Annotated in this window: 27 protein-coding genes, 1 tRNA gene and 1 pseudogene; 14 read left to right on the top strand and 15 right to left on the bottom strand. The window is 60.9% G+C overall.

What is annotated here, in order from left to right:
- Positions 1–170: 170 nt before the first annotated feature.
- Both IVA96_RS12670 and IVA96_RS12665 read right to left on the bottom strand, forming a co-directional pair.
- Positions 171–323, bottom strand: a complete 153-nt coding sequence (locus IVA96_RS12670; protein WP_247417516.1) for a hypothetical protein — start codon at positions 321–323, stop codon at positions 171–173.
- Positions 324–380: 57 nt separating this feature from the next.
- Positions 381–572: a DUF3072 domain-containing protein gene (locus IVA96_RS12665; protein ID WP_247417513.1), complete on the bottom strand. Its 192-nt coding sequence runs from the start codon at positions 570–572 to the stop codon at positions 381–383.
- Between the two features lie 317 nt (positions 573–889).
- Here IVA96_RS12665 and IVA96_RS12660 point away from each other — a divergent pair, with 317 nt between their 5' ends.
- Positions 890–1,114 (top strand): hypothetical protein, encoded by a 225-nt coding sequence (locus IVA96_RS12660; protein ID WP_247281011.1) that lies wholly within the window; start codon positions 890–892, stop codon positions 1,112–1,114.
- Positions 1,115–1,364: 250 nt separating this feature from the next.
- Positions 1,365–1,634, top strand: coding sequence for a cupin domain-containing protein (locus IVA96_RS12655; RefSeq protein WP_247417510.1), 270 nt, complete (start codon positions 1,365–1,367; stop codon positions 1,632–1,634).
- Between the two features lie 105 nt (positions 1,635–1,739).
- Here IVA96_RS12655 and IVA96_RS12650 read toward each other — a convergent pair whose 3' ends face one another.
- From IVA96_RS12650 to IVA96_RS12640, 3 genes are all read right to left on the bottom strand, one after another.
- Positions 1,740–1,925, bottom strand: coding sequence for a hypothetical protein (locus tag IVA96_RS12650; RefSeq protein WP_247281013.1), 186 nt, complete (start codon positions 1,923–1,925; stop codon positions 1,740–1,742).
- 430 nt (positions 1,926–2,355) lie between these two features.
- Positions 2,356–2,658 (bottom strand): hypothetical protein, encoded by a 303-nt coding sequence (locus IVA96_RS12645; protein ID WP_247417507.1) that lies wholly within the window; start codon positions 2,656–2,658, stop codon positions 2,356–2,358.
- Positions 2,659–2,868: 210 nt separating this feature from the next.
- Complete coding sequence (locus IVA96_RS12640) at positions 2,869–3,360, bottom strand: hypothetical protein (RefSeq protein WP_247417505.1); 492 nt, start codon at positions 3,358–3,360, stop codon at positions 2,869–2,871.
- Positions 3,361–3,712: 352 nt separating this feature from the next.
- Here IVA96_RS12640 and IVA96_RS12635 point away from each other — a divergent pair, with 352 nt between their 5' ends.
- The 3 genes from IVA96_RS12635 (at position 3,713) to IVA96_RS12625 (ending at position 5,817) form a co-directional block, all read left to right on the top strand.
- The gene (locus IVA96_RS12635) at positions 3,713–4,009 is read left to right on the top strand and encodes an HU family DNA-binding protein (protein ID WP_008558895.1); all 297 of its coding nucleotides are present in this window, start codon (positions 3,713–3,715) and stop codon (positions 4,007–4,009) included.
- A gap of 658 nt (positions 4,010–4,667) precedes the next feature.
- On the top strand, positions 4,668–4,805 hold the full coding sequence (locus IVA96_RS12630; protein WP_247281017.1) for a hypothetical protein: 138 nt from the start codon (positions 4,668–4,670) through the stop codon (positions 4,803–4,805).
- An 814-nt stretch (positions 4,806–5,619) separates the two neighbouring features.
- Positions 5,620–5,817, top strand: a complete 198-nt coding sequence (locus IVA96_RS12625; protein ID WP_247417501.1) for a hypothetical protein — start codon at positions 5,620–5,622, stop codon at positions 5,815–5,817.
- Here IVA96_RS12625 and IVA96_RS35590 read toward each other — a convergent pair.
- Positions 5,814–5,939: a hypothetical protein gene (locus IVA96_RS35590; protein ID WP_256465478.1), complete on the bottom strand. Its 126-nt coding sequence runs from the start codon at positions 5,937–5,939 to the stop codon at positions 5,814–5,816. The genes IVA96_RS12625 and IVA96_RS35590 overlap by 4 nt on opposite strands.
- Before the next feature lie 77 nt (positions 5,940–6,016).
- On the bottom strand, positions 6,017–6,247 hold the full coding sequence (locus tag IVA96_RS12620) for a hypothetical protein (protein ID WP_247281019.1): 231 nt from the start codon (positions 6,245–6,247) through the stop codon (positions 6,017–6,019).
- Between the two features lie 281 nt (positions 6,248–6,528).
- Here IVA96_RS12620 and IVA96_RS12615 point away from each other — a divergent pair.
- Positions 6,529–6,815 (top strand): annotated as a pseudogene (locus IVA96_RS12615) (hypothetical protein).
- Positions 6,816–6,880: 65 nt separating this feature from the next.
- Here IVA96_RS12615 and IVA96_RS12610 read toward each other — a convergent pair.
- A complete protein-coding gene (locus tag IVA96_RS12610) occupies positions 6,881–7,045 on the bottom strand; it encodes a hypothetical protein (protein WP_247281021.1) in 165 nt (54 codons plus the stop codon).
- Between the two features lie 273 nt (positions 7,046–7,318).
- Here IVA96_RS12610 and IVA96_RS12605 point away from each other — a divergent pair, with 273 nt between their 5' ends.
- From IVA96_RS12605 to IVA96_RS12590, 4 genes are all read left to right on the top strand, one after another.
- Positions 7,319–8,080, top strand: a complete 762-nt coding sequence (locus tag IVA96_RS12605; protein ID WP_247417497.1) for an NAD-dependent protein deacetylase — start codon at positions 7,319–7,321, stop codon at positions 8,078–8,080.
- 198 nt (positions 8,081–8,278) lie between these two features.
- Positions 8,279–8,908, top strand: a complete 630-nt coding sequence (locus IVA96_RS12600; RefSeq protein ID WP_247281023.1) for a cold-shock protein — start codon at positions 8,279–8,281, stop codon at positions 8,906–8,908.
- 114 nt (positions 8,909–9,022) lie between these two features.
- Positions 9,023–9,508 (top strand): DUF192 domain-containing protein, encoded by a 486-nt coding sequence (locus IVA96_RS12595; protein ID WP_247281024.1) that lies wholly within the window; start codon positions 9,023–9,025, stop codon positions 9,506–9,508.
- A gap of 74 nt (positions 9,509–9,582) precedes the next feature.
- Positions 9,583–9,659: transfer RNA gene (locus IVA96_RS12590), tRNA-Pro, on the top strand.
- A 144-nt stretch (positions 9,660–9,803) separates the two neighbouring features.
- Here the strand turns inward: IVA96_RS12590 and IVA96_RS12585 are convergent.
- Both IVA96_RS12585 and IVA96_RS12580 read right to left on the bottom strand, forming a co-directional pair.
- Positions 9,804–10,094, bottom strand: a complete 291-nt coding sequence (locus IVA96_RS12585; RefSeq protein ID WP_247417494.1) for a hypothetical protein — start codon at positions 10,092–10,094, stop codon at positions 9,804–9,806.
- Between the two features lie 850 nt (positions 10,095–10,944).
- Positions 10,945–12,234, bottom strand: coding sequence for an ATP-binding protein (locus IVA96_RS12580; RefSeq protein WP_247417493.1), 1,290 nt, complete (start codon positions 12,232–12,234; stop codon positions 10,945–10,947).
- 196 nt (positions 12,235–12,430) lie between these two features.
- Here IVA96_RS12580 and IVA96_RS35710 point away from each other — a divergent pair, with 196 nt between their 5' ends.
- The gene (locus tag IVA96_RS35710; RefSeq protein ID WP_275975207.1) at positions 12,431–13,993 is read left to right on the top strand and encodes a hypothetical protein; all 1,563 of its coding nucleotides are present in this window, start codon (positions 12,431–12,433) and stop codon (positions 13,991–13,993) included.
- Here the strand turns inward: IVA96_RS35710 and IVA96_RS12570 are convergent.
- Entirely contained in the window at positions 13,990–14,610 is a 621-nt protein-coding gene (locus tag IVA96_RS12570; RefSeq protein ID WP_247417491.1) for a hypothetical protein, read from the bottom strand. The genes IVA96_RS35710 and IVA96_RS12570 overlap by 4 nt on opposite strands.
- 78 nt (positions 14,611–14,688) lie before the next feature.
- Here IVA96_RS12570 and IVA96_RS12565 point away from each other — a divergent pair, with 78 nt between their 5' ends.
- On the top strand, positions 14,689–16,914 hold the full coding sequence (locus IVA96_RS12565; protein ID WP_247417489.1) for a hypothetical protein: 2,226 nt from the start codon (positions 14,689–14,691) through the stop codon (positions 16,912–16,914).
- A 9-nt stretch (positions 16,915–16,923) separates the two neighbouring features.
- On the top strand, positions 16,924–17,385 hold the full coding sequence (locus IVA96_RS35585) for a DUF1192 family protein (protein WP_247417486.1): 462 nt from the start codon (positions 16,924–16,926) through the stop codon (positions 17,383–17,385).
- Between the two features lie 2,197 nt (positions 17,386–19,582).
- On the opposite strand, the gene IVA96_RS12555 is transcribed toward IVA96_RS35585, so the two are convergent.
- Positions 19,583–19,849 carry a hypothetical protein gene (locus tag IVA96_RS12555; RefSeq protein ID WP_247417485.1) on the bottom strand — a complete coding sequence of 89 codons (267 nt, stop codon included), beginning with the start codon at positions 19,847–19,849 and terminating at the stop codon, positions 19,583–19,585.
- Positions 19,850–20,656: 807 nt separating this feature from the next.
- On the opposite strand from IVA96_RS12555, the gene IVA96_RS12550 reads away from it, so the two are divergent.
- On the top strand, positions 20,657–21,007 hold the full coding sequence (locus IVA96_RS12550) for a hypothetical protein (RefSeq protein WP_247417484.1): 351 nt from the start codon (positions 20,657–20,659) through the stop codon (positions 21,005–21,007).
- 60 nt (positions 21,008–21,067) lie between these two features.
- On the opposite strand, the gene IVA96_RS12545 is transcribed toward IVA96_RS12550, so the two are convergent.
- The 3 genes from IVA96_RS12545 to IVA96_RS12535 all read right to left on the bottom strand — a co-directional run bounded on the left by IVA96_RS12545 (position 21,068) and on the right by IVA96_RS12535 (position 23,499).
- Positions 21,068–21,406 (bottom strand): hypothetical protein, encoded by a 339-nt coding sequence (locus IVA96_RS12545; RefSeq protein ID WP_247417482.1) that lies wholly within the window; start codon positions 21,404–21,406, stop codon positions 21,068–21,070.
- A 1,150-nt stretch (positions 21,407–22,556) separates the two neighbouring features.
- A complete protein-coding gene (locus tag IVA96_RS12540; RefSeq protein ID WP_249816505.1) occupies positions 22,557–22,784 on the bottom strand; it encodes a hypothetical protein in 228 nt (75 codons plus the stop codon).
- Between the two features lie 49 nt (positions 22,785–22,833).
- Entirely contained in the window at positions 22,834–23,499 is a 666-nt protein-coding gene (locus IVA96_RS12535; protein ID WP_247417776.1) for an SOS response-associated peptidase family protein, read from the bottom strand.
- Positions 23,500–23,978 lie beyond the last annotated feature (479 nt).

Here is a 23,978-nt window from a genome sequence, read left to right as displayed (position 1 = left end):
CAGAATTTGGATCAGCCTAGCCAAAGCGAGCAGCGGTCGTCCATTCCCCATGGACGGCAGGGCCGCCGCGCACTCGCACGCTTGCATCCGTTCTGGGCAGGGGCGACCCAACAAGTGCGGCGCAGGCGGAGGAGCACCTCCGCCAGGGCGCGCAATGCGACACCAGTTGCTCAGGCGGCCTTCTCGGCCGCTTTCGCGATGATCTCGACTTCGAAGTAGCCGACGTCACGGAGCTCGGCGGCCTTCTTCTCGGCCGCTTCCCTGGTGTCCCTGTTCAATATGATCTGCCCGACACCGTCGCGGGCGCAAACGAAATAAGGCATTTCGATTCCCGATTTCGCTTGCATACACACGACCCCGGGTTCCCACAATCATGGGGGTCACTCCTCCAGCCCGGCCTTTTGCCGCATCTTGTCGATCAGCTCGGAGGCCTCGGCCTTGGTCAGCTCTTCCTCAGGCAGGTTCTGATGGGCCTGCTCGGCGAGCGTCTTGAGGTAGGATTCCTGGGCTCCTGTCATCGGGTCATCCCCGGAAACCCAGTCTTTCGGGTCCTTCTGGGTGTTGTCGGCCATCACACGTCTCCTTTTTCGTCCAACGTCTGACTCGACTCTTCGTTCCGTTTTTGTTCTCATGAGCCATATTCAAATTGCGGGGTTGAACATGCCGGACCTGGACGCTGTCAGGCGGGAGATCGAACGGATGCGCATCCAGACGGGGAGGCAGAGGAAGGAAATCCTCCAGCTACAGCGGGCTGGTCTCGGGACGGCATCGGCCGAAGCCCTGCTGTCGCGGATGGAGGCGAAGGTTGAAAGTCTCTGTGCCCAGCGGGACGCGCTGAAGAGTGCGCAGCCGCGCCAACCAAGGGCAGGGTGCTTGGCGGGAGAACGTGGTGAGCAGGCGTTGGTTCGACGACGAGCAAGGGCTCTCGCCCTTCCTGACCGCGCTCGAGGATGTTCGCCGAAAGGCGACGCGGGAGGGGTGGTGCTATCCGCACGTCCAGGCCATCATCGTGGCCATCGACCAGTATGCGGAAGCAGCGACAGGTAACCGCGAGTATTTCCTGAACAAGCCGGTTTCAATTGGCGAGAGCCGGAAGGCCAAGGACAGTCCGTGAGCAACTCAGGAAATGGGCGACGACTTACGAGGACAGTGCACTCAGTTGGCGGCGCCGGGCCGAGACCGTGTCTTTGCGCCATGGACGCGCATGATGCAGGATGCCAATTTTCACAGCTATATTGCGAGGGAGGTTTGCAATGCGACTGGCCCTTTCCATACTTGCTACCGCTTGCTTGATCGGCTCTGCGAGTTCTCAAACGTCGATTTCCAGAACGGAATTGAAGAGAGGTGATCTCACCGGAAAGGACATGGACGTCGTCGTGGTGGTCGTCGAAGTGCCTCCCGGTGAGTCGCTGGCCAAGCACATCCATCCCGGTGAGGAAATCGTCTACGTGCTGCAAGGCGCTACGCTCGATTTGCCGGATGGAAGTCATCGCGAGTTGCCCACAGGGGCTGCGATCATAAACGCGCGCGATGTGCCTCACGCCGGATTCAAGATCGGCGGTGACAGGCCGTTGAAGATGCTGAACGTCTTTGTCGTCGACAAGGGCAAGCCGATGACGGAGTTCATCAAGTAGCAACGCGTTCCTAGGTGCTGCTATGAACCGAAGGCGGGTCGTTGCAGCCTTGGAGGACCAAGGCCGCCCGCGTGAAGCCGAGGGCGATGCGATCGAGCTAGTGCGTCACTTGGCGTAACCCTGAGAGCGGAGCCAGGCGATCTTGCGGTCGCCGTTGATCCAGTCGTCGGCATCCGCCTTGCTGGTGAATCCGCTGATTTCGCGCTGTTCGCTGTTGGGGTAGTCTGCCAGTATCTTCCAGTCGTTCTCTGAGATCCGGACGGTTTTGAAAGTAACTTTTATTTTTGCCATGCAGCATTATGCAGGAAATGCTTCCAAAAGAGAACCCCATCTTGCAGCTCTCATGCTGGCTTCCTCCTAAGCTTGCTGCAAGGTGCTTCAACGGTGACGGTGCGCGCTGCTGAAGAACCATGCGGCTCGTAGCGAAATCGGCTTCGCTCGCTCGTTCGAGGGTTCACCTCTCCCCAGCGGGCAAGGCCTATTGCAGGTCAAGAAACGTAGCGATAACTCGCCCGGAGCCCGTCCTTCGAGACGCCCGCTTCCGGCGGGCCTCAGGTCGCTTTGTGGCGAGATATCAGACCGTCATGGTGAGGACGCCGCTGGCGCGGGCGGCTCCGGAGAATGCTTTGCATCGCCGGGCAAACATGCCGGCCGAACACCTTCGGCAACTACGGGAGAGGTGAACCTCGGCTCATACCGATTCAACCACGACCGTCCTACTTCAGGCTGCGATCCGTTGCTCGACGGAGACCGTCAGGTATTTGAGCACTTCTGCGTGCTCGAGATCAGGAACCGCGATGGCCGTGTGGTTGTACATCGCATGGCTCCGCGAGTTTGCGATCTTGTCCAGGATCTCTTTGCCTTTGACGACGTGGAGGCCCATGCCGTCTCCAGAGGGGAAGATCGCCAGCACGACGTCATAGGCTGCGATGACGGCTCGCAGCGCTTCGGCCTTGTCCTCGGCGACATCGACGAAAATACGCACGTCAGCTGCGAGTTCACGCAGCTCGTTAAAATCCAGCACTGTGGGATACTCCAACGCAACGATACTGATGCGAGATTGGAGGCGTTAGGTTACCGAAGTCTCAACAAGGTGTGCCGAGTCACAAGTTTCACGATGAGGTGACCCGCAGTGCTCTCTAAAGTGCGCGATGAATCAGGATGAACGTCATCGCGCTTTAGGTTATTGTTTGAGCATGATCTTTTCGGAAAACCGCTGCACACTTTTCCGGATCTAGCGCTTGGCTTCGTCTTTGCGAAGCCGGGCCTCCGCGCTCTCGTCGACGAGCTTCAAGGCGAGGCCGTCATAGCTCAGCTTGAGGCCACGGCCGACGATCCATATCCAGCCCTCGCGGTCCTTGGCTGGCTGGGCGTTGAACTGGTCGGAGATCGATTTGACGGCGACGTCCTGCGGCCGCGGATTAGTCAACTCCGCATGGACACGCCAGACCGGACGCCTGACGTGGGCCTCGTCGCTATGGACCGTGACCTTGGCGCCATTGATGTCGCATTCGAGGGTATACGAACCGCGGATCTGGCGGCACAGATAGCGACGTTGACTGACGAGCTTGCTTGTCTCGTCGAATGTCATCCCGGGCGAGAAGCCGAAGATGTCGGATTTTTTCACGAGGGCCAATGACGCAGGCTTCAAAAAGCTCGGCTGGATGGCTACGAGGGCGGCGATTGCAACAATGATCAAGCCGGCGATGACGATAGCGATCTTCATGAGCCCCCCACCAGAAACCTCTCGACCATATAGCAGCCGCGGCGTCCTAACAGGCACCCAACAGCGAAAACCCCGCCTGGGGGAAGCGGGGCTTTCTGGTGGGGTGAAGCTTAGGGACTTCAAGAGTAAGACGCGCCAGGGGGCAAATGGTTCAACAAGTACCGGCACATGCCGTGACACCGTTCACCGGACGTCGGGAACCCCAGAGAGCCCCTGCTTGCGTTTTGAGCCTCGATAGGCTCTAAGCCCGTCACTTCATGACCTCTGGCATGAATCAGAAGCGCGCCTCCGCGGGTCCGGCCGCGTCCACAGCAGAGTTATTCGCGCGCACCCCTTTAAAGGAATTCAGAACATGGCGAAGATGACGAAGACCCAATTGATCGATGCAATTGCGGAAGGCACGCAGCTGTCAAAGAACGACGTGAAGTCGGTGATCGAATACATGGCGACGGTCGGCTACAAGGAGCTCAACGAGTCCGGCGAGTTCGTCATTCCCGGCTTCGTCAAGATGTCGGTGGTGAACAAGCCGGCGACCGAAGCCAGGATGGGCATCAATCCCTTCACCAAGGAGCCGATGCAGTTTGCGGCAAAGCCGGCGAGCAAGTCGGTCAAGGCCTCGCCGCTGAAGGTGGCCAAGGACGCCGTCTAAGACCGGAGATGGTTCGCGAAGAATCACGACGGGTCAACCGCTGAAGAAAAAGTGGTGCTCGGCGACGGCAACGCCGAACATCACCACGACGATCAGGAGAAGCCCCAGGGAGCGCCGACTGTTTTGTCCCGGCGCGCCCTGCGGTTTGCCGCAAGCGGGCACACCGAAAGACCGATCGGGATTTCGCTCTCACAGAACTGGCAGATCATCGGCGCCTCGCGCAAGTCCCGCACGTGGCGCGGGAACTCCGGGACCTAGCGCCGCGTCGCACCAGGGCGCCGGCGCCATCGAATTCGGCCGGACAATGCGACAGAGGAAAACTCGTCCTCACGGCGGTGGCCTGCCGCCCAGCCGCGGCTGAAAAGAAAAGCCCCGCGCGTTCGCACGGGGCTCTCTTGGCTGACGGCGTTGGGATTTCAGCGCCTGGCCGCTTGCGCTTGTAACGTAAGGTTGAAAATCCAAATAGCAACCGCGCCGCGAGGACGGGATATGTTCGTCAGGCGGCGCTGCCGTATGACAAGGCGCTGAAATCCAGAGCCTCCTTGGTCTGCACAGCGCGGAGCAGGTTCAAGCCGCCACGCCCTGTGGAATTTCGGGGAGGACTGGACTTTCTGTTCTCATTTTGTTCTAGTTGGTCATCTTCTCTTGGAGGTGATTCATGACCGTCGAGAAACAGCGCGAAGTGATCAGGCTCTGGAACGAGCTCAGAAAGCTCGATGGCCCGGCCGCAGAAGAGCTCCGCATCCAAATCCTCGAATGCTTTTCGGAGAAGGGCAAGGCGAAGCGGGCGGCGTGATTGGATCAGCGAACGCCATCGCTGATTGCCCTTGGAAGCCAACGTGACGGAACGAACCTGTGACGTCAGCGTTCCCGCAGCATGACATGCCCGCAATGCGCCAAGCCGATGACGGCGAACTCACCCAACAGCTTTCGATGCGAGCCGTGCCGTGAGATCGTCATCGTGTTCGCCGTCGTCTCGAAATTCTTACCGCCGAAAATTCTCCCGCCAAGGGCTCGTGCGCCGAAGACGTGACGGCGCACGCTTTCACGGATCGTTAGGATTCGCGCCCCGCTGATTTTCCGATTCTGATTCGTTCTTTGCGAACGAAATGGAGTCGGATGCAGAACAAGCCACGCCTTCTGTGTCGATGCGGGACACGTCCGTCACGGCGGGGCTGCGCAGCGGTCGTCCGGTGCGTCCGCCACTCGCAGCCACGCCAAGGCAAGCTATCGGTGCCGCAGCGACCGACCTTACGTGATCGGACGTTCGCCGCGCGCCTCCTCACCGCCCATTAACGGTTGCTCCGCGCCGATTTCCCGGATTCCGATTCGTTCTTTGCGAACGAAAAGGAGTCGAAGCTGGAACAAAGGAGGTCGGGAGTAGCGGGCCGTGACAGCGCGGACCTTCCGCGCGATGCAGAAGCGGCGCACCAAGATCGCGGCGCAGCGCCTAACGAAAGCTTGGGGGAAAGCAAATAACCCTATTCGGTTAGGTTAAAAGCCCAATCGCGTTGCACTCGCCGCTACTTGGGATAGGTGTCTGGCAACGACAATCAAGAAACGACCTTGCGAGTTTGCAAGAAACGCCTTTGTCCAGAAGCCATTTTGTCATGACACCATTTTCGGAGCCGTTCTTTCATCAAGGCGACCGCCACACCTACCGGCGCGTCGCCATCGTCGGCACGCTCTTCTGTCTCGCTTTCGTGGCCATCAGCTTTTCGCTGCGGCCGCAGGTCGAGGACACGCGTGTCGCGGTCAAGGCGGATCGGCTGATGCGCACGGCAGGGCAGGCGCCGCACGCGAACTAGCGCTTCTCGCCGTAAATCCGATCGTCCGCGGACGTATCCCGGAACATGCCGCCGCGCGTTGCAAGCGCGACGAAACCGGCATAGCCGGACAGGTTGAGCAAGACTTCGAGCCACACGGGCATGTCGGGCCTCATCTGCCTGAAGACGACTCAACGTGTGCGCGAAAATGTTGTTCCGTGCACACAGGAAGTTACGCCGTTCAGAGGCCGGACGAGGGATCGAGCCTTCGGCCGAGGGCCGCAACGGACTCGCTCGACGGCCGTTCCTTGAGGAACTCGGCGATGGCCTGCGCCAGTTCGCGGTCGCTCATTGGCTTCGCCGGCGGGCGCAGCGTGCCGACCCCGAAGCTGCGGACGATCTCCTCGTAGTGCTGATCGTCGGATTTGGGCACGAGCCGGCGGATACGGGCCAGCAAAGCGGATATGGGCATCTCTCCTCCTCGATCGTCCGCCCCGCTGGCAGAAGCTCACCTCTGCTGCCATCTCTCCCGTGAAACTAAAAACCCCGCCAGCATCGCGGAGGATGCTGGCGGGGTCTTCGTGCTGTCGCCTCAACCGGATGGTGGAGGCTTCCGCACTTGCAGAGTTAATCCGCGCAGGCAGCGTTCGTTCCTGCTGGCTCGCTATTTTTTGGACGGCTTGCGGTTCCGCATTGCCGCAACCATCGCAGGCCCTCGCCGTTATCTCCGCGAGACGCGCGAAGGAGGAGATTATGAGGAAGACATTGGCAGTTCTGGCCACCGTCGCAGCCGTCGGCGTAACCGCGGTCGCGGCGCCTGCGCCTGCCGAGGCGCGTGGCCGCGGTATCGGGCCGGGCCTCGCATTCGGCCTTGCCGCCGGCGCAATCACGGCGGGCGCTGTCGCGGCATCGCATCCGTACGGCTATTACGGTCCGGGTTACGGCTATTACGACGGCCGGGCTACTATTACGGACCGGGTCCTTACGCCTATTACGGCGGCGGACCGTACTATCGGCACCACCACTGGCGCCACTGGTAGCGACTGACAAGCGAAAAGCCCGGAGCAAGGCTCCGGGCTTTTTTTCGTTCGCCTGATGTCACGCTCTACGGCCAGAGCGAGGGACGCTCCGCCTTGCGGGCATTATCGAGCGTCGACACGAAATATTCCTCGCGCTCGCGCTTGAACTTCTCCTGGGTGGCGCGGAAGGCGGCAACACGGGCGGCGATCTCATCGCGTTCGCGGGCTTTGCGTTCTTCATCTTCGGTCATGTCCATCCCCTCTGTTCGCACCTGAACCTGTGTTTTCGACTGACCTCGAGCGCTGCCGCCGCATTGCGTCGTGAGTCGGATTCAACACATCCATTGGGGCTCTCGAATGGGGCGTCAATTGGGAGGAGGCATTGCAGGATTGTGATATGCGAGGGGCGGCAGGAGTTGCCTACTCTGTTTCTCTTCGCTCTTTTTCATCATGTTGGACAAGAGCGTCAACAATCTTGCCGCTTGTGCGCCTTGCAGCTAGCGCAAACACATCGGGAGCAGCGATTGATTGCATTGGATCTTCGCAGCGGCGTCGAACGGCTCGGCGAGATGATCGCCGAAGCGAAGCGAATCGTGCCGTTCACCGGCGCCGGCATCTCGACCGAATGCGGCATCCCCGACTTCCGCTCGCCGGGCGGACTGTGGATGCGCAACCGTCCGATCCCGTTCGACGAGTTCGTGGCGAGCCAAGAGGCGCGCGACGAATCCTGGCGTCGCCGCTTTGCGATGGAGCAGGTCTTCGCAGCTGCAAAGCCGGGCCGCGGCCACCGAGCGCTGGCCTCGCTCTATCGCGCCGGCAAGGTTCCCGCGATCATCACCCAGAATATCGACAATCTGCACCAGGCCTCGGGGGTGGCGGCCGAGCACGTGATTGAACTTCACGGAAATACTACTTATGCGCGCTGCCTCGGGTGCGGCAAGGTCTACCAGCTCGACTGGGTGAAGCGCCGATTCGACGCGGAGGGCGCTGCGCCCAACTGCACCACGTGCGACGAGCCGGTGAAGACCGCCACGATCTCGTTCGGCCAGATGATGCCCGAGGACGAAATGCAGCGGGCAACCGCGCTGTCGCAGGCCTGCGACCTCTTCATCGCAATCGGTTCCTCGCTGGTGGTGTGGCCAGCGGCAGGCTTTCCGATGTTGGCCAAGGACGCCGGCGCACGTCTGGTGATCATCAACCGCGAGCCGACCGAGCAGGACGACATCGCCGACCTCGTGATCCATCACGACATCGGCGAAACGCTCGGGCCCTTTGCCGGGAATTGAGGCATCAATTTGATTCGCGGCTGTGCAAGCTGTTCATAGGTCCCGGCGAATCTCTTTTTTGTCTATGCCTCGCAACCGGGAGTGTTATCTTTTGAGTCGAAAGATTCGCGTCGCGTCGAATTGAGAACATTCTCTTAAGACGCGTGATTCGAGCGCCGCCAATGTGGCGGGTTGCATGGCAGTGTGGGGTCCGGGGTTATGGGGTCGTCGGACGGATTTGAGTCCAAGAAGGTTGGAGTTCCCGTGGGCGAGCACGGTGGCGGTCGCGACAGCGCGCTCAGCCCCTTCACCGGACTGGGTGAGGGCAGCGGCAATCTGGTCGAGGTTCACGGCGTCATCAAATGGTTCGACGCCTCAAAGGGCTATGGCTTCATCGTTCCCGACAATGGTTGGCCCGACGTGCTCCTGCACGTCACCGTGCTGAGGCGCGACGGCTTTCAGACCGCTTACGAGGGCGCCCGCATCGTCGTCGAGTGCATCCAGCGCGCCAAGGGCTATCAGGCATTCCGCGTGGTCTCGATGGACGAATCCACCGCGATCCATCCGGCGCAGATGCTGCCGCCGCGCACCCACGTCACGGTCACCCCGACCAGCGGCCTGGAGCGGGCTCAGGTCAAATGGTTCAACCGGCTGCGCGGCTTCGGCTTCCTCACCTGCGGCGAGGGCACGCCCGACATCTTCGTGCACATGGAGACGCTGCGCCGATTCGGCATGACTGAACTGCGCCCCGGCCAATATGTGCTGGTTCGGTTCGGGCCCGGCTCCAAGGGCATGATGGCGGCCGAAATCCATCCCGAGACCGGCTCGCCGGGCTTGCAGTCGCACTAAAGGCACCAATTCCCGCAATCGTGAGCAGAGGCGCACCGGCCGACCGGCGCGCCTCTGGCTTTTCCGGCGACCGTTGCGTAAGGACTGTTCCAGTCCCACGCCTCGAGTACTCCCATGAATTCTGATCGAAAGGCCGTCTGGTCCGTTGTGAAGGGCTGGCTTGCCGTCATCCTCGTCGTTGCCGGCATGGTCGCCGCAATCGGATCCGTCCGCGCCGCGAGTTTCCAGCCGCTCGAGATCGTCACCAGAAGCGGCGTGCAGGTGTTCTCGGTCGAGATGGCGACGACCGAGCAGGAGAAGCAGACCGGCCTGATGTATCGCAAGGAACTGGCCGACGGCAAAGGCATGCTGTTCGACTTCAATCCCGAGCAGGAAGTTTCGATGTGGATGAAGAACACCTACGTCTCGCTCGACATGATCTTCATCCGCGCCGACGGCCGCATCCTGCGCATCGCCGAGAACACCGAGCCGCTCTCGACCAAGATCATCTCGTCTCAGGGCCCCGCCCGGGCGGTGCTGGAGGTGGTGGCGGGAACGGCGCAGAAATACGGCATCCGTCCTGGCGACCGGGTCGCCCACCCGCTGTTCGGCAGCAAATAGGCGCCCCGGATCGGCGTCATTGGCGCCTTGCTGGCGAGCCGGGAAGCGTGTATCGACGGGGCGCGCCGGATATTCGGGGTATAGCGCAGCCTGGTAGCGCGGCAGTTTTGGGTACTGCAGGTCGTTGGTTCGAATCCAGCTGCCCCGACCAACTAACCCGCTGAAACTGCGGCGACATTCTTCTCTCCTTTCCAAGCTGATTGCGCCCGCGCGACCCTCGGGGAAGCACCGGGGAAGCACGAGCGCGGATCTTGGACCAGTCGGGCGGCATTGTCACCGCCCGCCAACGTCGTTTTCAATGCAGCGTGTTCTCCATTGCTGCCTTAGCTTCCATCATTCGCAGCGCCATCGGCAAGGTCACCGCAGCATCGATCTCAACCAGGTTGCAAGGCAAGTCACGGAATTGACCGGCGGCCTTGCCTTTGAGGAGCGCTAGCATCGCTGCAGCGATCGCGGAGCTCACATGACACCGGACCAGCGCGTTTCCGTCCTCAATGGCCAGAATTAGATTGGTCCCGCGGCGAGCGAGGAGGGCGCCAAGATCAGTCGAGGGGCGCGAGGTGCGGAGGGCGGTCGAGTTGCGCATGATGTTTTGCCTTTCGAGCAAGACGGCAGTCCAGGGGCGAAATGACCGACATCAGACGGCCCCGCGCACCTTTGGGCGTGCGCCCTGGACATACGCGCGCGGCCCCTGGACAAGATTTGTGATCGCCGCTGACCGGATTGGCTATCGGCTGATGTTTGGGCTTTCGACCCGCGATCAGGATGCGCTCGTTTAAAAATTCAGCAACGAATATTTTGTCTGGAAAAGTCTAACACGTAAAAGCCGACACGTTAGCGTTTGAACGCGCTCGATTTTCATTCCGGAAAAACCGTTCTTTTGTCGACTTAATACCGCGTATCACCATACAAAAAACCACTGTGCTGCAAGGCTTTTGCGACTCGAACATTTGAGCGGCGCCAGCAACTTAGCTAGACTCAGTCTGTCGCAAAGGAGGCATTCGCGTGAAAAAGAAAGCCACGCCGGCAAGAGACCCCGCGGTGATCGCGCTCAACCGAGTCATGGCCGCTCGCACTGATGCAGATTACGACGCCGCGGTAGTTGAGCTCGAGACATGCCCCCCACTTACAGCGCAAGGCGTCCGCGCAAAGCGCAACCTCGAGCGATCCCGCCAAGCCGCGCTAGAGCAGGGCGACCGCTTGACGGCGGAAGGCCGCATCATGATGCGGCGACTGGCTGATACGATCGATGAGGGACTAGCGCTGTTGACACGGGAGAGCGGGCGTCGTCGTCGGCAGATGCGGCCACCCACCACCGCCGGGCCCGACTCCCACCCCTCGGGGGGAGCCCCCGGCCTCGCGCCCAAAGTTCGCAAAGCCGCTCCGCTAATTTTGTGATTCTTGAGAAGCCGAGGGTATCGAGCGGTAAGCCTAAGTTACGGAGGCCAATTGACACCGAGCTCCCACGCTGGATGTTGGCCGCCGAGATTCCACACGTCTTTGTCGACTGTCAGAATCAATTCATCGAGGTCCTGCGCTTCTCCGACTTCATATCGTGGGAACAGGACGGTACCTGCAGGTATCGTGGCGCTAGGAGCGTTCGTATACCCGTGAACGTGAAGGGGATCTGAGTTCATCAGCTCGATTTCGAGAGCAAATTGCTGCGTCGGACGAGCAGTTGCTTTGCGGATTACCTGAGCAGCGTGGATTACGCACGCAACGTTCCAAAGCAACTCAGTGATATCAAGGAAATCTACACGCGGCTTGGGGCTCTCGATCCGTTTCTGCCAGATAAAGCGTTCAATAAGCCCTTCGCTCGTCACGCGGTCCTTCCCAAAACAATTGGTGCCCTCCAGATCGCGTTCGACCGCCCTAAGCCGAGGCGCCCAGGCGCGGATTGTTTTGAGATTTCGCCACATGAGCTGCCTAATCTGACCGTTACCAACAAACGCGCTTGCGCCTATCTGGGTTAGCCAGGGCTGTTTCAAGAGGTCTGCGAGCAAGAACGGCGCGAGCGGACGAGCGGTGACGCGCAAGGCCCAAATGCTAATCCACGCGCGGCTATCTCCTCCCGCTTGATATACTCCCTGCAATCCGTTGTAAGGATGAACGCGCTGGTGCTCGTTGGGTAGCCACGAGAAGAATCGATCAGCGCTATCTTTGAACGCTTGGCCTGCGTCTGCGGCAGAGCGCGCCTTCTGCCGCGTCATCTCCTGGATTTCAAGCATGCTCATGGGTTCGGCACGGTCGTTCCGCCGAACATAGCAGTGATTGTTTTGCGAGTGTCGGTGCGGAGCGAGGTATGATTCGAGCGTCCGCATAATGATGATGCCGCTCGTGCCGTCCGTCTCGGTCACGACCCCTTCGCACTCGAAGACGGGGAGCTTTGGCTCTATCCGATCGCTGATCGCTTGATGCAATCGGGCCGCGGCTTCTTTGCAGCGCGGAATGGGAAACAGCGGCGGCTTCGCGCGTTTTGTTGCGGTGTCCTCGTCGACGCCGACGATAAGGGTGCCGCCGACGGTGTTCGCAAAGGCGATGATTTCCGCGGTCAGTTCGTCTTTCGCCTCGTCACCAAGTTTCCCGCCAATCATCCAAGGATCGGCACCGCCTTTCTTGGTGGGAAGCGCGCGCTTGAGTTCAAAATCCAGCGTCTCGGCCGCTTCGTTCTGAATGACCGCGAGCACTTCAGACGCGGAGACTTCTGCCAAACGAGTGGGAAACATTTGCTCACCAATGAATTTGCGGGGTCGGTAGTTCGTAGTGCTGCTCGACCCGCAATGCAACGCTCGCGCGGCGTGACAACCTTTCACTTTTCAAAAAGAGTTTCTGAGTTACACTTCATCCCACGGACGCAACGCCGCTTCGCCGACGGCACCCACCCGCGCAATCCCGCGCACTTCCTCTCACCCCGTCGGCGACATGAGCTACCCCACAAAGTACGCGCGCCAATACGATTACGTTTCGTACCAGAATGGCAATCCCAACCGTCCTTTGCCGGCCGACAGGGTCCACGCGGACCTCAACGCTGTCTTGGATTCGGTAGGCGAGATCGTCGACTTCCTGAAGGTCTCAGTTCGCGCGGACGGCGCCATCATGAACGGGGCCGTTGGCTACGATCAGCTCTCCCCGGCGTTGCAGAGCGCTGGGATCGCTCCGGCAGATGCGTGGGTGGCGTCGAAGGCATATATCGCCGGCAACAGCGTCATCTCCGGCGCAAGTCTGTACCGTTGCCTCATGACGCACACTTCAGGAGTTTTTAACACCGATTTGGCCGCGGGTTATTGGCAGTTTGTGGCCAACATCGCATCAGGCCCAGCCGGGCCGCAAGGCCCGCAGGGCGTTCGAGGGCCTCCAGGGCCGACAGGCCCACAGGGGCCGGTTGGCCCGCAAGGGCCAACCGGACCTTCATCTTTCACTGCGCCGAAGGTTGTCACCTCCGACTACGCAATCAACGTGAACGACTGGGGGGCCACAATTCAAGCCGGCACCGGCTCGACGGGACTTTTTACGCTGACGCTGCCAGCAGCATCGACACTGCCCGAAGGATTTTCCGTCGGGATCAAAAACGGCGATGCTAACCGAGGCAAACGGCTATCCGGCTTTCCGAGTGGCTTCGGCACCGGGAGCGGAATTTTGTGGCCGCTGCAGTACGGTTCGCTCCAAGTTGTATCTGGCGCTTGGATCACAACGGTCGACCCCGGCGTGTGGACACCTGGCACGTTTGTAACGTTCAACTTCGATCACACCAATGGTTCGGACACGAACAACGACGGTCTCGGGACCGGCGCAGGCGCGTTCAAGACAATTCAGAATGCGGTCGATACCGCGCTCAGAAATGTCTACTCGCCCAAGCGCAATATCATGCTCAAGGGGCCGGCGGCCGGTGAGACGTTTACTGAGAATGTAGTCATCACCAGCACGGTGGGGGCGACTGCCGGCATCTATTTGCAAGGGACACCCTCAAACCCGGCGTTGACCAATTGGGTGACTGACGGGGGAGGCGGCGCGCTGGTGGTCCATGATAACGGTTTCGTCCTGGTCGACGGTTTCAAGCTTCTTGCGAACGGCTCTAACAGGGTTGGCTTGGTCGCAGGGAAGTTTGGATTTATTGAAGCGTTCAACATGGAATACGGGGGATTTTTTCCGGGCGGCACGCACATCAGCGTCGTCCAAGGTGGCTACTTCAATTACGGGAGCGGCTCCTACACGGTGTCCGGCTCCGGCGCGTATCACATCACCATGCAAGGCGGAGAGCTGAATCTGTTTGGCGCCGCGGTCAACATTTCCGTAGCTGCGACTTTCACCGCGTGGCTCTACGCTGAACTCGGCGGCAAGATGCTCACGACTTCGACCTACACGGGGTCGGCCGTTACAGCGAAGAAGTACGACCTGAACGGAAATGCTGTCCTGAAACTGAACGGGACGACACTTCCAGGATCAACCGCAGGAACGACGTCGACCGGTGGCCAGGTGCAACCCTAGCGAGGTAGGCGAGGAGCAAAATGGCCCAGGTCATCGAGTTCGAAGGCCAACAGCACGAATTCCCCGACGACTTCACGCCGGCGGACATTCAGCGCGCGCTCGCCACCGTGCCGCCTCCGGCTGTCGCGGCGCCTGCGCCCACTCCCGGCGTCGGTGCGGCCAACGCCGCGCAGCAAGGTCGGCTCTACGTCACTCCCGAAGCGCCAAAGCCGATCGAACGCCCCGCGTCGGTGCTGCCGAGCAGCGTCGGCGGCGCCGTGCGCGACTTCCAGGTTGGTGCCCAAGGCGTCGGCAAGGGGCTCACTGACATCGTCACGGGTCCGTTTGACCTCGTGGCCGGCGCGCAGAACGCCGCTGTCGGCGGCATCAACAAGCTGTTCGGCACAAACATCCCGATGGCCACGCCGGCGTCCAAGCTGGTCGAGAAGGCCGTCGACGCGGTTGGCCTGCCGACTATCGATCCCGCCACGATGTCGCGCAGCGAGAAGCTCGCCTACGACGTCAACCGGTTCGGCACTCAAGCCGTCGGTGTCGGCTCCATGCTGGCCGCTCGAGCTCCGAGCGTCGCTGCTGCGACAACGCGGGCTGATACAACTGTCGGACGTGTGCTGGATCATCTATCGCGGCCATACACCGAAGCGCCGGGGCGGACGCTTGTTGGCGACACGATCGGGGGCATGGGATCCGGCGTAGCGGTGAACGCCGCAGACGATTACGTGCCAGAGCACGCCGTGGTTGGGGACACAATACCGAAGCAGGTGGCGAACATTGTCGCGCCGCTGGTCGGGGCCGTTGGAGCGAACTCCATTCAGGGCACCGCCGAAGGCATTGCCGGCGCAATCAGGAATATTGCGGCGAGATCTTTCAGCTCTGCTCCCGCGCCGATCCCGCTCAATCCGAACACGCGAGCGCCGTACAGCGTCGCCGATGTCGATCGCGCGGCTGCGAAGATCCAGGCCGCCGCGTCCGGTGCGCCGCGCGCGCTGGCGCAAGACATCCGCGAGAACGCGGCGGCATTGGCGCGGCCGGCGGAGGAAGGCGCCTCGCCGTTGCAGACCTCGGCCATGCCGACGTCCGGCTTGTTGTCGGGCGATCCTGGTCTGATTGCCGCAGAGCAGGGAGCGCGTCTCAAGTCCGCGCCGGACTTCATCCAGCGCGACCAGAACGTAAAAGCCGCAGCAGCTGAGCGTGTCGAAGCCATGCGTGACCCGGAGGCCGACCTCGGCTCAGTCATGCGCCGCGCCGCGCGGGCTCGACATGAGCGAATTGGTGCGGCGGAGAACGAGATCCTCCAGAGGGAAGACGCGAACAGATCTGTTGATAGAATCCGTGTGGATCAGGGGCAGCCGTTCGGGGCGCTCGGCAACAGTGAGGTCAAGGCGAATGCCTCCCGTCGTCTGGACGAGGCCCTCGTCGACAGGACGTACATCCCCGCGCGCACCGAGAAGAACCGGCTATTCGACAACGCTCCCGGCCGGGCGCATGAACTCCCGGCCGACGACGTCTTCGGCGCGATCGATCGCATCCGCGGCCAGGCCAACGATCTCGCGCCCGGTACGCTGCCGGAAGATTTCATGCGGCGCCTCGACGCGCTGCGGCCGCGCATCGACCCCGAGACCGGCGAGAACCTCGGCGGTCCCGGTACGGCGCTCGGCGGCGATCTGGCCGATCTACGCAAGTTCATCGGTCCCGCTATCGAACGCGCGCAGCGCTCCGGCAACTTCGATCTGGCCGACAACCTGTCCGCGCTCCGGCGCGCCGTCAATCGTACGATCGAAGACGCCCCCGGTTACTCCGAGGCAAACGCCAACTACCAGCAGTTCGCCGAGCGATTCCGCCCCGAGCGAAACGACGAAACCGCGCGCTTCACCCGCGAGCTCGACCGCGGCGGCCAGAACGCCGACGGCGAGCTCAATCGCGGTGCTACGCCGCCCAGCGCGACCGCCGACCGCTTCATGGCTACGCCAGAGAAGGCGGCTAGCTTGGCCCGAGCGGTGGAGAACTCGCCGGCGGCGCCGGACGCTCACGCCGCGCTTCGGGACTACTTGCGCTCCGACTTCGCCAAGTCGGCGCTCAATGCCGATGGTACGGTGAACTCGATCCGTGCCAACGCGTGGGCGCGAAATTATTCGGATATCCTAGCGCAATTCCCCGCGGCGCGGGGCGAGTTCGACGACATTGTCGTGACTGCGCGCCGCGGAGAGCAGCTGTCGGCACAAACCAAGGCGGACCTTGAGGCGGCACGCGCGAACCGCAAGGCCACCGAAGCCGAGATTGATCGCTCAGCCGTCGGCACTTTGCTGCGAGAGGACCCACGCGACGTCGCGAAGAAGCTTCTCGGCAGCAAATACGGCGCCGACGCAAAATTGAAAGAAATCCAGGACGTCATCGGCAAGGACGAGCAGGCGGCCCGCGGCTGGAAGGCTGCTGTGTCCGAAGTTCTGGCGGACAAGGTCCAAGGCACCCGCCAAGTAGGCGATACGCTCGAGGTGCACTTCGCGCGGTTGGCGCGGGAGTTCAAGGATAATGAGCAAATTCTCGCGAAGGTCTATTCGCCCGAAGAGATGAACAATCTCAGGCAGGCTCATAAGATCCTGTCGTACTTCAAGGAAGTCGAGAAGCGAGCGACTGTTGGCAGCGACACCGCCGAGAAGATGGGAATCCCCGGTTGGGCGCAATTGGCTGTGCGCCACTTTAAGGGCGACCTCGCCGGCGGCGGGCTCATCAAGCGGTTCAAGTTGATGCTCGAGCTGCTTCCGAATAGCCGAGAAAGCGCCGACCAGATCGTGCAGGCGGCCTGGTTCAATCCGGACATCGCGGCGTATCTCCTGGAGCGGCCGCTCAAGAATCAGAACGCCGCTTTCAACAGCGTCCCGCTGCGTCGGCTGATAGCGGCCGCCAATGCCGCCCGTGAAAATTAAGAGGATAAGGTGCCTTCAATAGCCGCCTATGATCTATCTGAGCAACAGCGCACATTGGTGCGTCTTATCGTCAATGAAGGAAGGCGCCCCGAGGAGGCCGCTGAACTCGCCGGATACCATCCCAAGTCGGTATACAAGACAATGCGACTGCCGGCGGTCGCCGCTGCAATTTCAGAATCCATCCAGCTCGATCTTGCAGTAGTTGGCGCACCACTAGCTTATCGGGTCGCGAAGTCACTGCTCCAGGATGCGAGCGTGAGTGCCCGTGTCCGAGCTGACCTTTCGATCAAGGTATTGGACCGGGCAGGGCACATCGCGCCCGCGCGCAAGGAGACGCAGTCTTCCCAGAAATCGCTGTCGGAGATGTCACGCGATGAACTTGCTGCCTTCATCGCGGGAAACCAAGCCGAGATCGACAAGATCGAAGCCGAGCTGGCCTCGCGCGCGAAGGACGTGTCGTATTTGGGCTAGATCGCCGAGGCCTGGCTAGCTCGTATCAGCGCGCGTTGGATTAGCAAGGAATGCTGGCGGAGCCGCCCGGCTCCCGCTGCACTCAACTGGCGTTTGCGCTTTGGGTAGTTCATCTGGTTCACGGGCCGCGTCGAGTATCGATAATGTCCACGCCTTTTTGCTCATTCGCTCTGCTATCGGAGTAGAGGAGCTTGTTTTCGCTGCCGCCCGAGCAGTGTGCAACAAGAGCGCATGGTTGTCGCTGTGCTTCGGCGGCTACGGTCCACATCAAGCGTCCACCCGACTCACTCTCGAGATGCTTTACTTAAACACCTCCGAGTGATCGAGGATGGACTGGAGCAGCTCGATCTGGGCAGTAACGAGCGGCCCGCCGGTCTACGCAGCCGAGCCTTTGTTTCGTTTTTCGGAATGTCTTTTAGGGCTTTCGGGCACTGGCCTGTTTACGACCTCAGCGGCTTAGATTGATTTTAGCAATGGGCTACTTTCCGTTCCCGGTATATTTATGGCGGCTCAGCCGGCGCAAGCATCACCATTCCAGACGTCACTCAGATCAAGTATCGACGGTGCGCCGCTGGTCCAAAACGTGCAAAAGTTCCTGAATACCCAAACTGGCGGCACGGTACGCATTTTTCGATGCGAGTGTGGCGAGCAGACCTGGACCGAGGACGAGGAGTAAGGCGTCCCCTCATCATGCCCCGATACTTCTTCGATACCCGCGACAACGAGACCTTCATTCCGGACGATGTCGGAGTGGAGATCGCCACGTTGGACGAGGTGAAGCTTGAGGCGTCCAGATCAATGGCGGACCTCGCCAAGGACGTTTCTGCCGGGTTCCGTGATCCGCACGCTCTCAATAGAGGTGCGGGACGATTTGGGACCAGTACTCCGGCTGGTGCTTCGCTTTGAGATCGAGCACGTCCGCGTGCACTAAAGCTGCCCCAGTTGGCGGCTACCAAACCACACGGGAGTACAGAGGAACGACTCTCTGACCCCGAGGATTAAGATTTTGGTCTGTGGCGCGATACACCAAGGGTCGCGACATCCACCCGGGACGGCCCATCGTTCGAACGCGCGTTTGGCGATGGGTCGGTTCTCGCAAGGCCGCCGCGGCCTCTTCCCTGAACTACCCATCATGTCATGGATGGGTGAGGCACGGCGCGCCGGTTCACGCTGGCGGGCCCTTGTTCTGATTTCGTGGATGTTCTGCGATGACACAAACCTATGGCATGAGCATTGCCTACCTTCAGAGCTCAGTTAGAAAATAGAGCGCTGTCGGGACAAATATTTCGAGCCTGGCAGCGCTTTTTTGTGCTTCTGCTTTTGTGCTTCTGCGCCGTCATTAATCCGTAATCCCGCGACAGCGAACCTTTCGCAGCCCAAGCCTTCCGGCTAGGGCAAAGTGGCGGGGTGGACTATGATGGAACGAACTCAACTAGTCCCCGGACGGGCGCGCATAATGGATGCAGCTCAAAAGGAGCTTGCGGAGTTCGAGGCCGCGAGAATGAGTTCCGCAAAGAGGACCGTGAGGAGCGCGCGGCCGAGCTGCGTCTAACCTTGGACAAAACGGGAGCTTTTGAGGCCGCCTGAGTTGGCGGCTTTGTGCCGAATGAGCGGAGAGACAGCCCCGGCTTCACGGGGGCTCTTGAGGGCCGGCCGGGGCCTCTCCGCCAGCTTCAGTGGAAGCTAGCAAGACTCCAATTGGCGTCAGGGCTCTCAGTTCCTGTCATAGCTCCCCTTCGATGGCTGGATGTGTCCGGTTCTTCACCTTGATCCAGTGCTTCTGCCGGCCGCCACGGTACGGTCGATCGCGATGCTTGGAAACCAGGCCCCGAGGCCCATGCGGCAGGCCGCCAGAAACATTCGGGGCCGATCTCGCGAAGCTAGTCGCCGAGGTGAAGGATTCGGCTCATCTCTTCTTTGCGCCCGTGCGCGAAATCGTGAATGAGTTTAGCCGGGCGGTGCACCAGCCCCCCGGCATCGCGAGATTCTGGCTCGGAAAGCCAGCCAAGCGACAAACATATCGCGCGGGCTGGCTAAGCCTTCGCGCCGCCGAGTTGCGAGTTACCCGAACCGGCTTGTTCGGCTCCAGCGGCAGCACAGCGTCAATCAAATCCCCCATCGTCCAGACGCGCTCTGCACCGCCCAGCGCGTCCGCTGGCCCGCAACGCCTCATGTACGCGGCAACCCGCAAGCACCGTTAGACGTCAGACGCCGTCCAGCGCTGGAGCAGGCGTAAAGCCATGCTGGCGAGCAAAATCCCGAGCAACCCGCCAACGACCTTTTCGGACTCATCCAGCAATCTGGCATGGCGATCTGGCGTCAGCTTTTGCAACAATTCCAGCACCACTGCGCTACCAAGAACGACGCTGCACACCAGCGTCATCCGGTCCCGGTACGCGGCACAAAATGCGAAACCTAGGAACGCAAAGGCCGCGATGTGTTCGATGTTGGCCGAACTGCTCATTTGAGGCCTTTCGTGCAATGGAGACAAACTTACGTAGGTGATGAAGGCTAGAGAAGCCCACGCCACGGCAACCGAAATTCTATACAGCATGCTAGCGACTGACCCCGAGTTGTTGGCGCAATATACTTCAGCGCCAACCGGATCGAGCGGCTCGGCATCGCGGCCCGCGAACGTAACTTTTTGTGATTGAAATAATTAACAGGTTTTAATTTATTTAATCTAATTTAATTTAAACAGGTCGCAGTTGAGCCCCAGGGGATTTGATGCCTCACAATAGAGGAAGACGAAGACCGACGGGAGTTCTTGAAGATGTGTGGCAGGTTTGCTGCCGTAACCCGGCCAGCGATGACTCTGCCCTTATCGAGGTCGTTGTGTCGCGCATGCCGGAGAGGAAGGCTCCCGATCTGGAGGTGGCGGCGGTAACAACGCTTCCTCGGACTTTGGCGGGCAGGGGTGGAGATGACAAGAAGAAAAGGAATGAGCGCGATTGAAAAGGACACGTCGAGCGCCGCTTAGCTGTCTGGTGCGGGGAACATGCGCCATCTCAAAGTGTCAATCCTGGTTTTTGCGTATGCGGTGATATCGCCCGCGTCTGCGCAAACCTGTTGCCCCGCTGGCTGCGCGCCAGACGCCAATCAGTGCGTGAGCAGCGGTCCGCTGTGGACCAGATGCATTCCTATCGCCTGCGGCGAAAATTCTCGAGGGCCGTCACCTCGGTCCGCCGTGCGCAAGCACCGAGCCGCCGTGCTCGCCCGCCGGCCAGCGCGTACTTACGTGGCCCCAGCTCAGATTCCCCCGGAGTGCCCATTGGTGAAGCCGACCAAGGCGCAGGTCGACGACGCGACCGCTCAATGCGTGAACGTGTTGACCGGAAACGCGCAGTCGCGGGATTGCTTTTTTGAAGACGACCTCGGGAGGGCCGAAGACAAAAGAACCGGCCTGAACTGCCTCGATCGCCAAGCTGCGCTGGCGAGGCAGTGTCTAAAGCGCTGCGTCAACTATGCATCCGATACGACACATTTGGTGTGCGCCGGAAGCTATCCGAACACACTCTGGCGTGTGTCTTTTGGAGATATCTCGGGCTACGCGCTCGGTTCCGAGCATGTCGACCTCTGCGGCGCTCGGCTAAGAACGCTTCGGCAAGCGCCAACGCGCTGAGCCAGCGTACCTCAGACAAAGGCCGCCAAGTGAAGGCGGCGGCCCTCCTAGGAGCAGTCCTCAGAGCGGCAGGGGAATCTGTACGCCGATCCGGCGGCCGAGCTGAGCCTCAATGAAATCTCGTAGCGCCTCGGAGATCTCGCGGTCTTCCAAGGCGATACGTTGCTCTAGCTCCTGCGCAATGTCCTCGCTGGCGTCCCGCGACCAGCCCTCGGCCGGATTGAACGCAACAACCCTCAGCACCTGGTCGTACTGGCCGGAGAGCAGGTCGTTGATGAGGATGGCGTGGTCGATGCCCTCGTCGGTCTCCCGGAAGGCGGCGCCGCCCCGGAAGTTTTCCAGGACGAGGTAAAAATCCTTGTCCAGCCGATCGTTCGGAACGATCGAAGACGACGCCAAACGCCGCTCTGCTATCCAGGGATACCGTGTCGCCCAAGTCGGTGCCGTTGCGCGAGAGGAAGCGCACGCGTTCGTTTTCCCGGATGACTAGCATCCGATAGACGTCGTGCTTCACTTCATGGATCCAGTCCGGCCCTGAGGGGACCTGCTTGCCCTCGCTAGACAGAGCTCGTAGGCCATCGCATGAGCCGAAATAGGGATGCCGCAGCATTTGCGAATCCAGAGCCCCGCGCGCTCGAAAGTGGAACTGCCGAGCGGCACGGGACCTTGGATCCCGCCTGCTGGCCCACGACGCGCTAAGGACTGCCCTCGACAGAAGCGCGCCGGAGCGGGGGGTGCCTACCGCCGCATCTGGTCTTCTTCACTCGTTCCTGTTCCAGGCGTCCCTATGGGCTGACCATTTGCTGCATGGCCGACGCCTACATTTCTGTCGGCTTGTGCAGCGGCCGGACTTTTGTTGGCGGTCGGTGGCTGAACATTCGGATTGTTGAGTTGAGTGTTGGTATTCCGGTTTGCGCCCGTAGTCGTGTCTTGCGTACCTGTGCCAGACGGGGCAGACGGACCGGCGGTGGCGCTGCTTGAAGAGGTGCCGGTCCCGGCTCCCGAACTCGCGGCGGATGATCCGGCGGCACCAGCGGCGCCACCCGCCCCACCGCCCCCGCCTTGGGCGAGGATAGGAGTTGAACAGGCCAGCGTCATGGCAAGAGCAATTGAAACTTTGCGGTTCATGAACTTTCTCCCTTGATTGGAAGGGAAATCCTGCCTCTTCGGGATGGTTCCTGCGCTCCCGTTCTGACCCTTCTGATCAACTTCCGATCAATAAGATGGCAGCCGCGTACGCTTCACGATCTACAGCGGCTAGCGCTCGTTTGCATAACGGGCTGTTCTCCGTGACCAGAAGCAGAGACGGATCCGATTTCGGCACGGCTCTGGGGTCAACGGCGAATTTCGTCAGGACCGCCGTACAGATCCCCGCGATCAGAGCGATTGAGGACAATGCTCCCGCTACAATCCAACGCTCCCTCTGCATGTCAGCTTCCCTGAGCAGAGTGCCGATGGCGAGGCCAATGCGAGTCCTCGACGAGCCGTTCCTATTGTAGATGCGGGGGCTCGGCGGCCGGGCTCGCCGAACATGCCAGCAAGGGCTGCCTCAATTGGCGGACTCTTTTTGCACGAGCAGATCCTTACGGTCGGTCTTAAGCCGCACATAAGTCCCGCTTTCGTGCAGCTCTAACCAGCGTTGCTGGACAGCATGCTTGATGCCGGCGCCAAACTCAGCGGCGCTGCCCTTCAGCGTGAAAAGGAACGGCGCGTTGATCTTCTCGATATGGATCCGGCCGTCCTGAACCGGCTCAGTACTCGCGGCGAGCTGGACCAACTGGCGGCCGGCCGCTTCCGGACCGGCGTAGGGACGAATCTCGACGTGCTCATGCCGCGGCCTGATCTTCCTTCGACTCGCCACGGGCTACTATCTTGAGGGCGTTATCGGGCAAGGGCCGCTGCAGCGCCTTCGCCTCGTCCCACGGCGCGCGGATCCAGATGTCGCGCTCCTCCTCGGTGGTCAGGATGACCGGCATCGCCTTTGGGTGGATCGGCTCGACGACGGCATTTGGCGTCATAGTCAGGAAGCCGTAGACCTGATGCGGTCCTGGGATCGGCTTCGACTTCGTTCCGCGGTCGCCGTTGAAGGTAGTCCAGACGCCCGCGAAGGCAAACAGAGGTCGCTCGTCGGCGAGAGCGAACCAGACGACGTCCTTCTTGCCCGTAGCCGGATTTGGCTCTGGTGCATATTCTGAGAAACTGTTCGCAGGAACCAAACAGCGGTGCTCCGGCCTGAGCCAAGCGCGCCAGTGCGGCGATGAGGTGTTGCGAATGTTCGTCACCGGCGGACCTCCAACACGTGGTGGTGGCGGCATGCCCCAGCGCATCATCGCGAGCTCGCGTCCGCTGTTTTCCGATCTGCGGACAACTGGCGCCGGGTAGTCGGGAAAGACAGACGGCATTGCCGGCAGGTTGCCGATGTATCGATTCACGACGCGGAAGAGCGCCATGATGGCGGCCTGGTTCGTAGTGATTGAGTACAGATTGCAGATGTGGACGGCCCCCCACTTGTCAGGATTGTAGCAGACTTTTGGCCAGATCGCTTGCTATCAGATGTCCGGCCTGTTTGCGCGGACAAAGCCCGCTGGCCGAGATGGTGTTCTCTACGCGCGCTCCAAGCACATGGGCGACATTCTTGTTGCCAGTGTAATCTTCGGAAGCTCGCGCGTATCGACCGATCGGTCCTTCCATCTACTGCGTCCTGCAAGTTCGTGGGAAATCCGCCGAGCAACCTGCTCGCGGGCCGATTTCAGATCAAGTCGGCATGAGGGCTACCGGCTGCTTGTACACGCCGCCCGATATCATCAAGCGCCAAGCTAGGCGGGCAAACTTGTTGGCCAAGGCTGTCATTCGGCCTGCAATATTGACCCCCCGTATTGCCGCATCAGCAAATGTTACCCTGATGGCACGGATGCGAAGTCGACTGGTCGGCCGCGCCATGTAGCTTTCCCGGCTTGCTCGACGAGAGGGG

The sequence above is a fragment of the Bradyrhizobium sp. 159 genome (assembly GCF_023073795.1).
Classification (GTDB): domain Bacteria; phylum Pseudomonadota; class Alphaproteobacteria; order Rhizobiales; family Xanthobacteraceae; genus Bradyrhizobium.
Note: the sequence above shows the minus strand (reverse complement) of the source record. Positions and strands in the feature narration are given on the sequence as shown.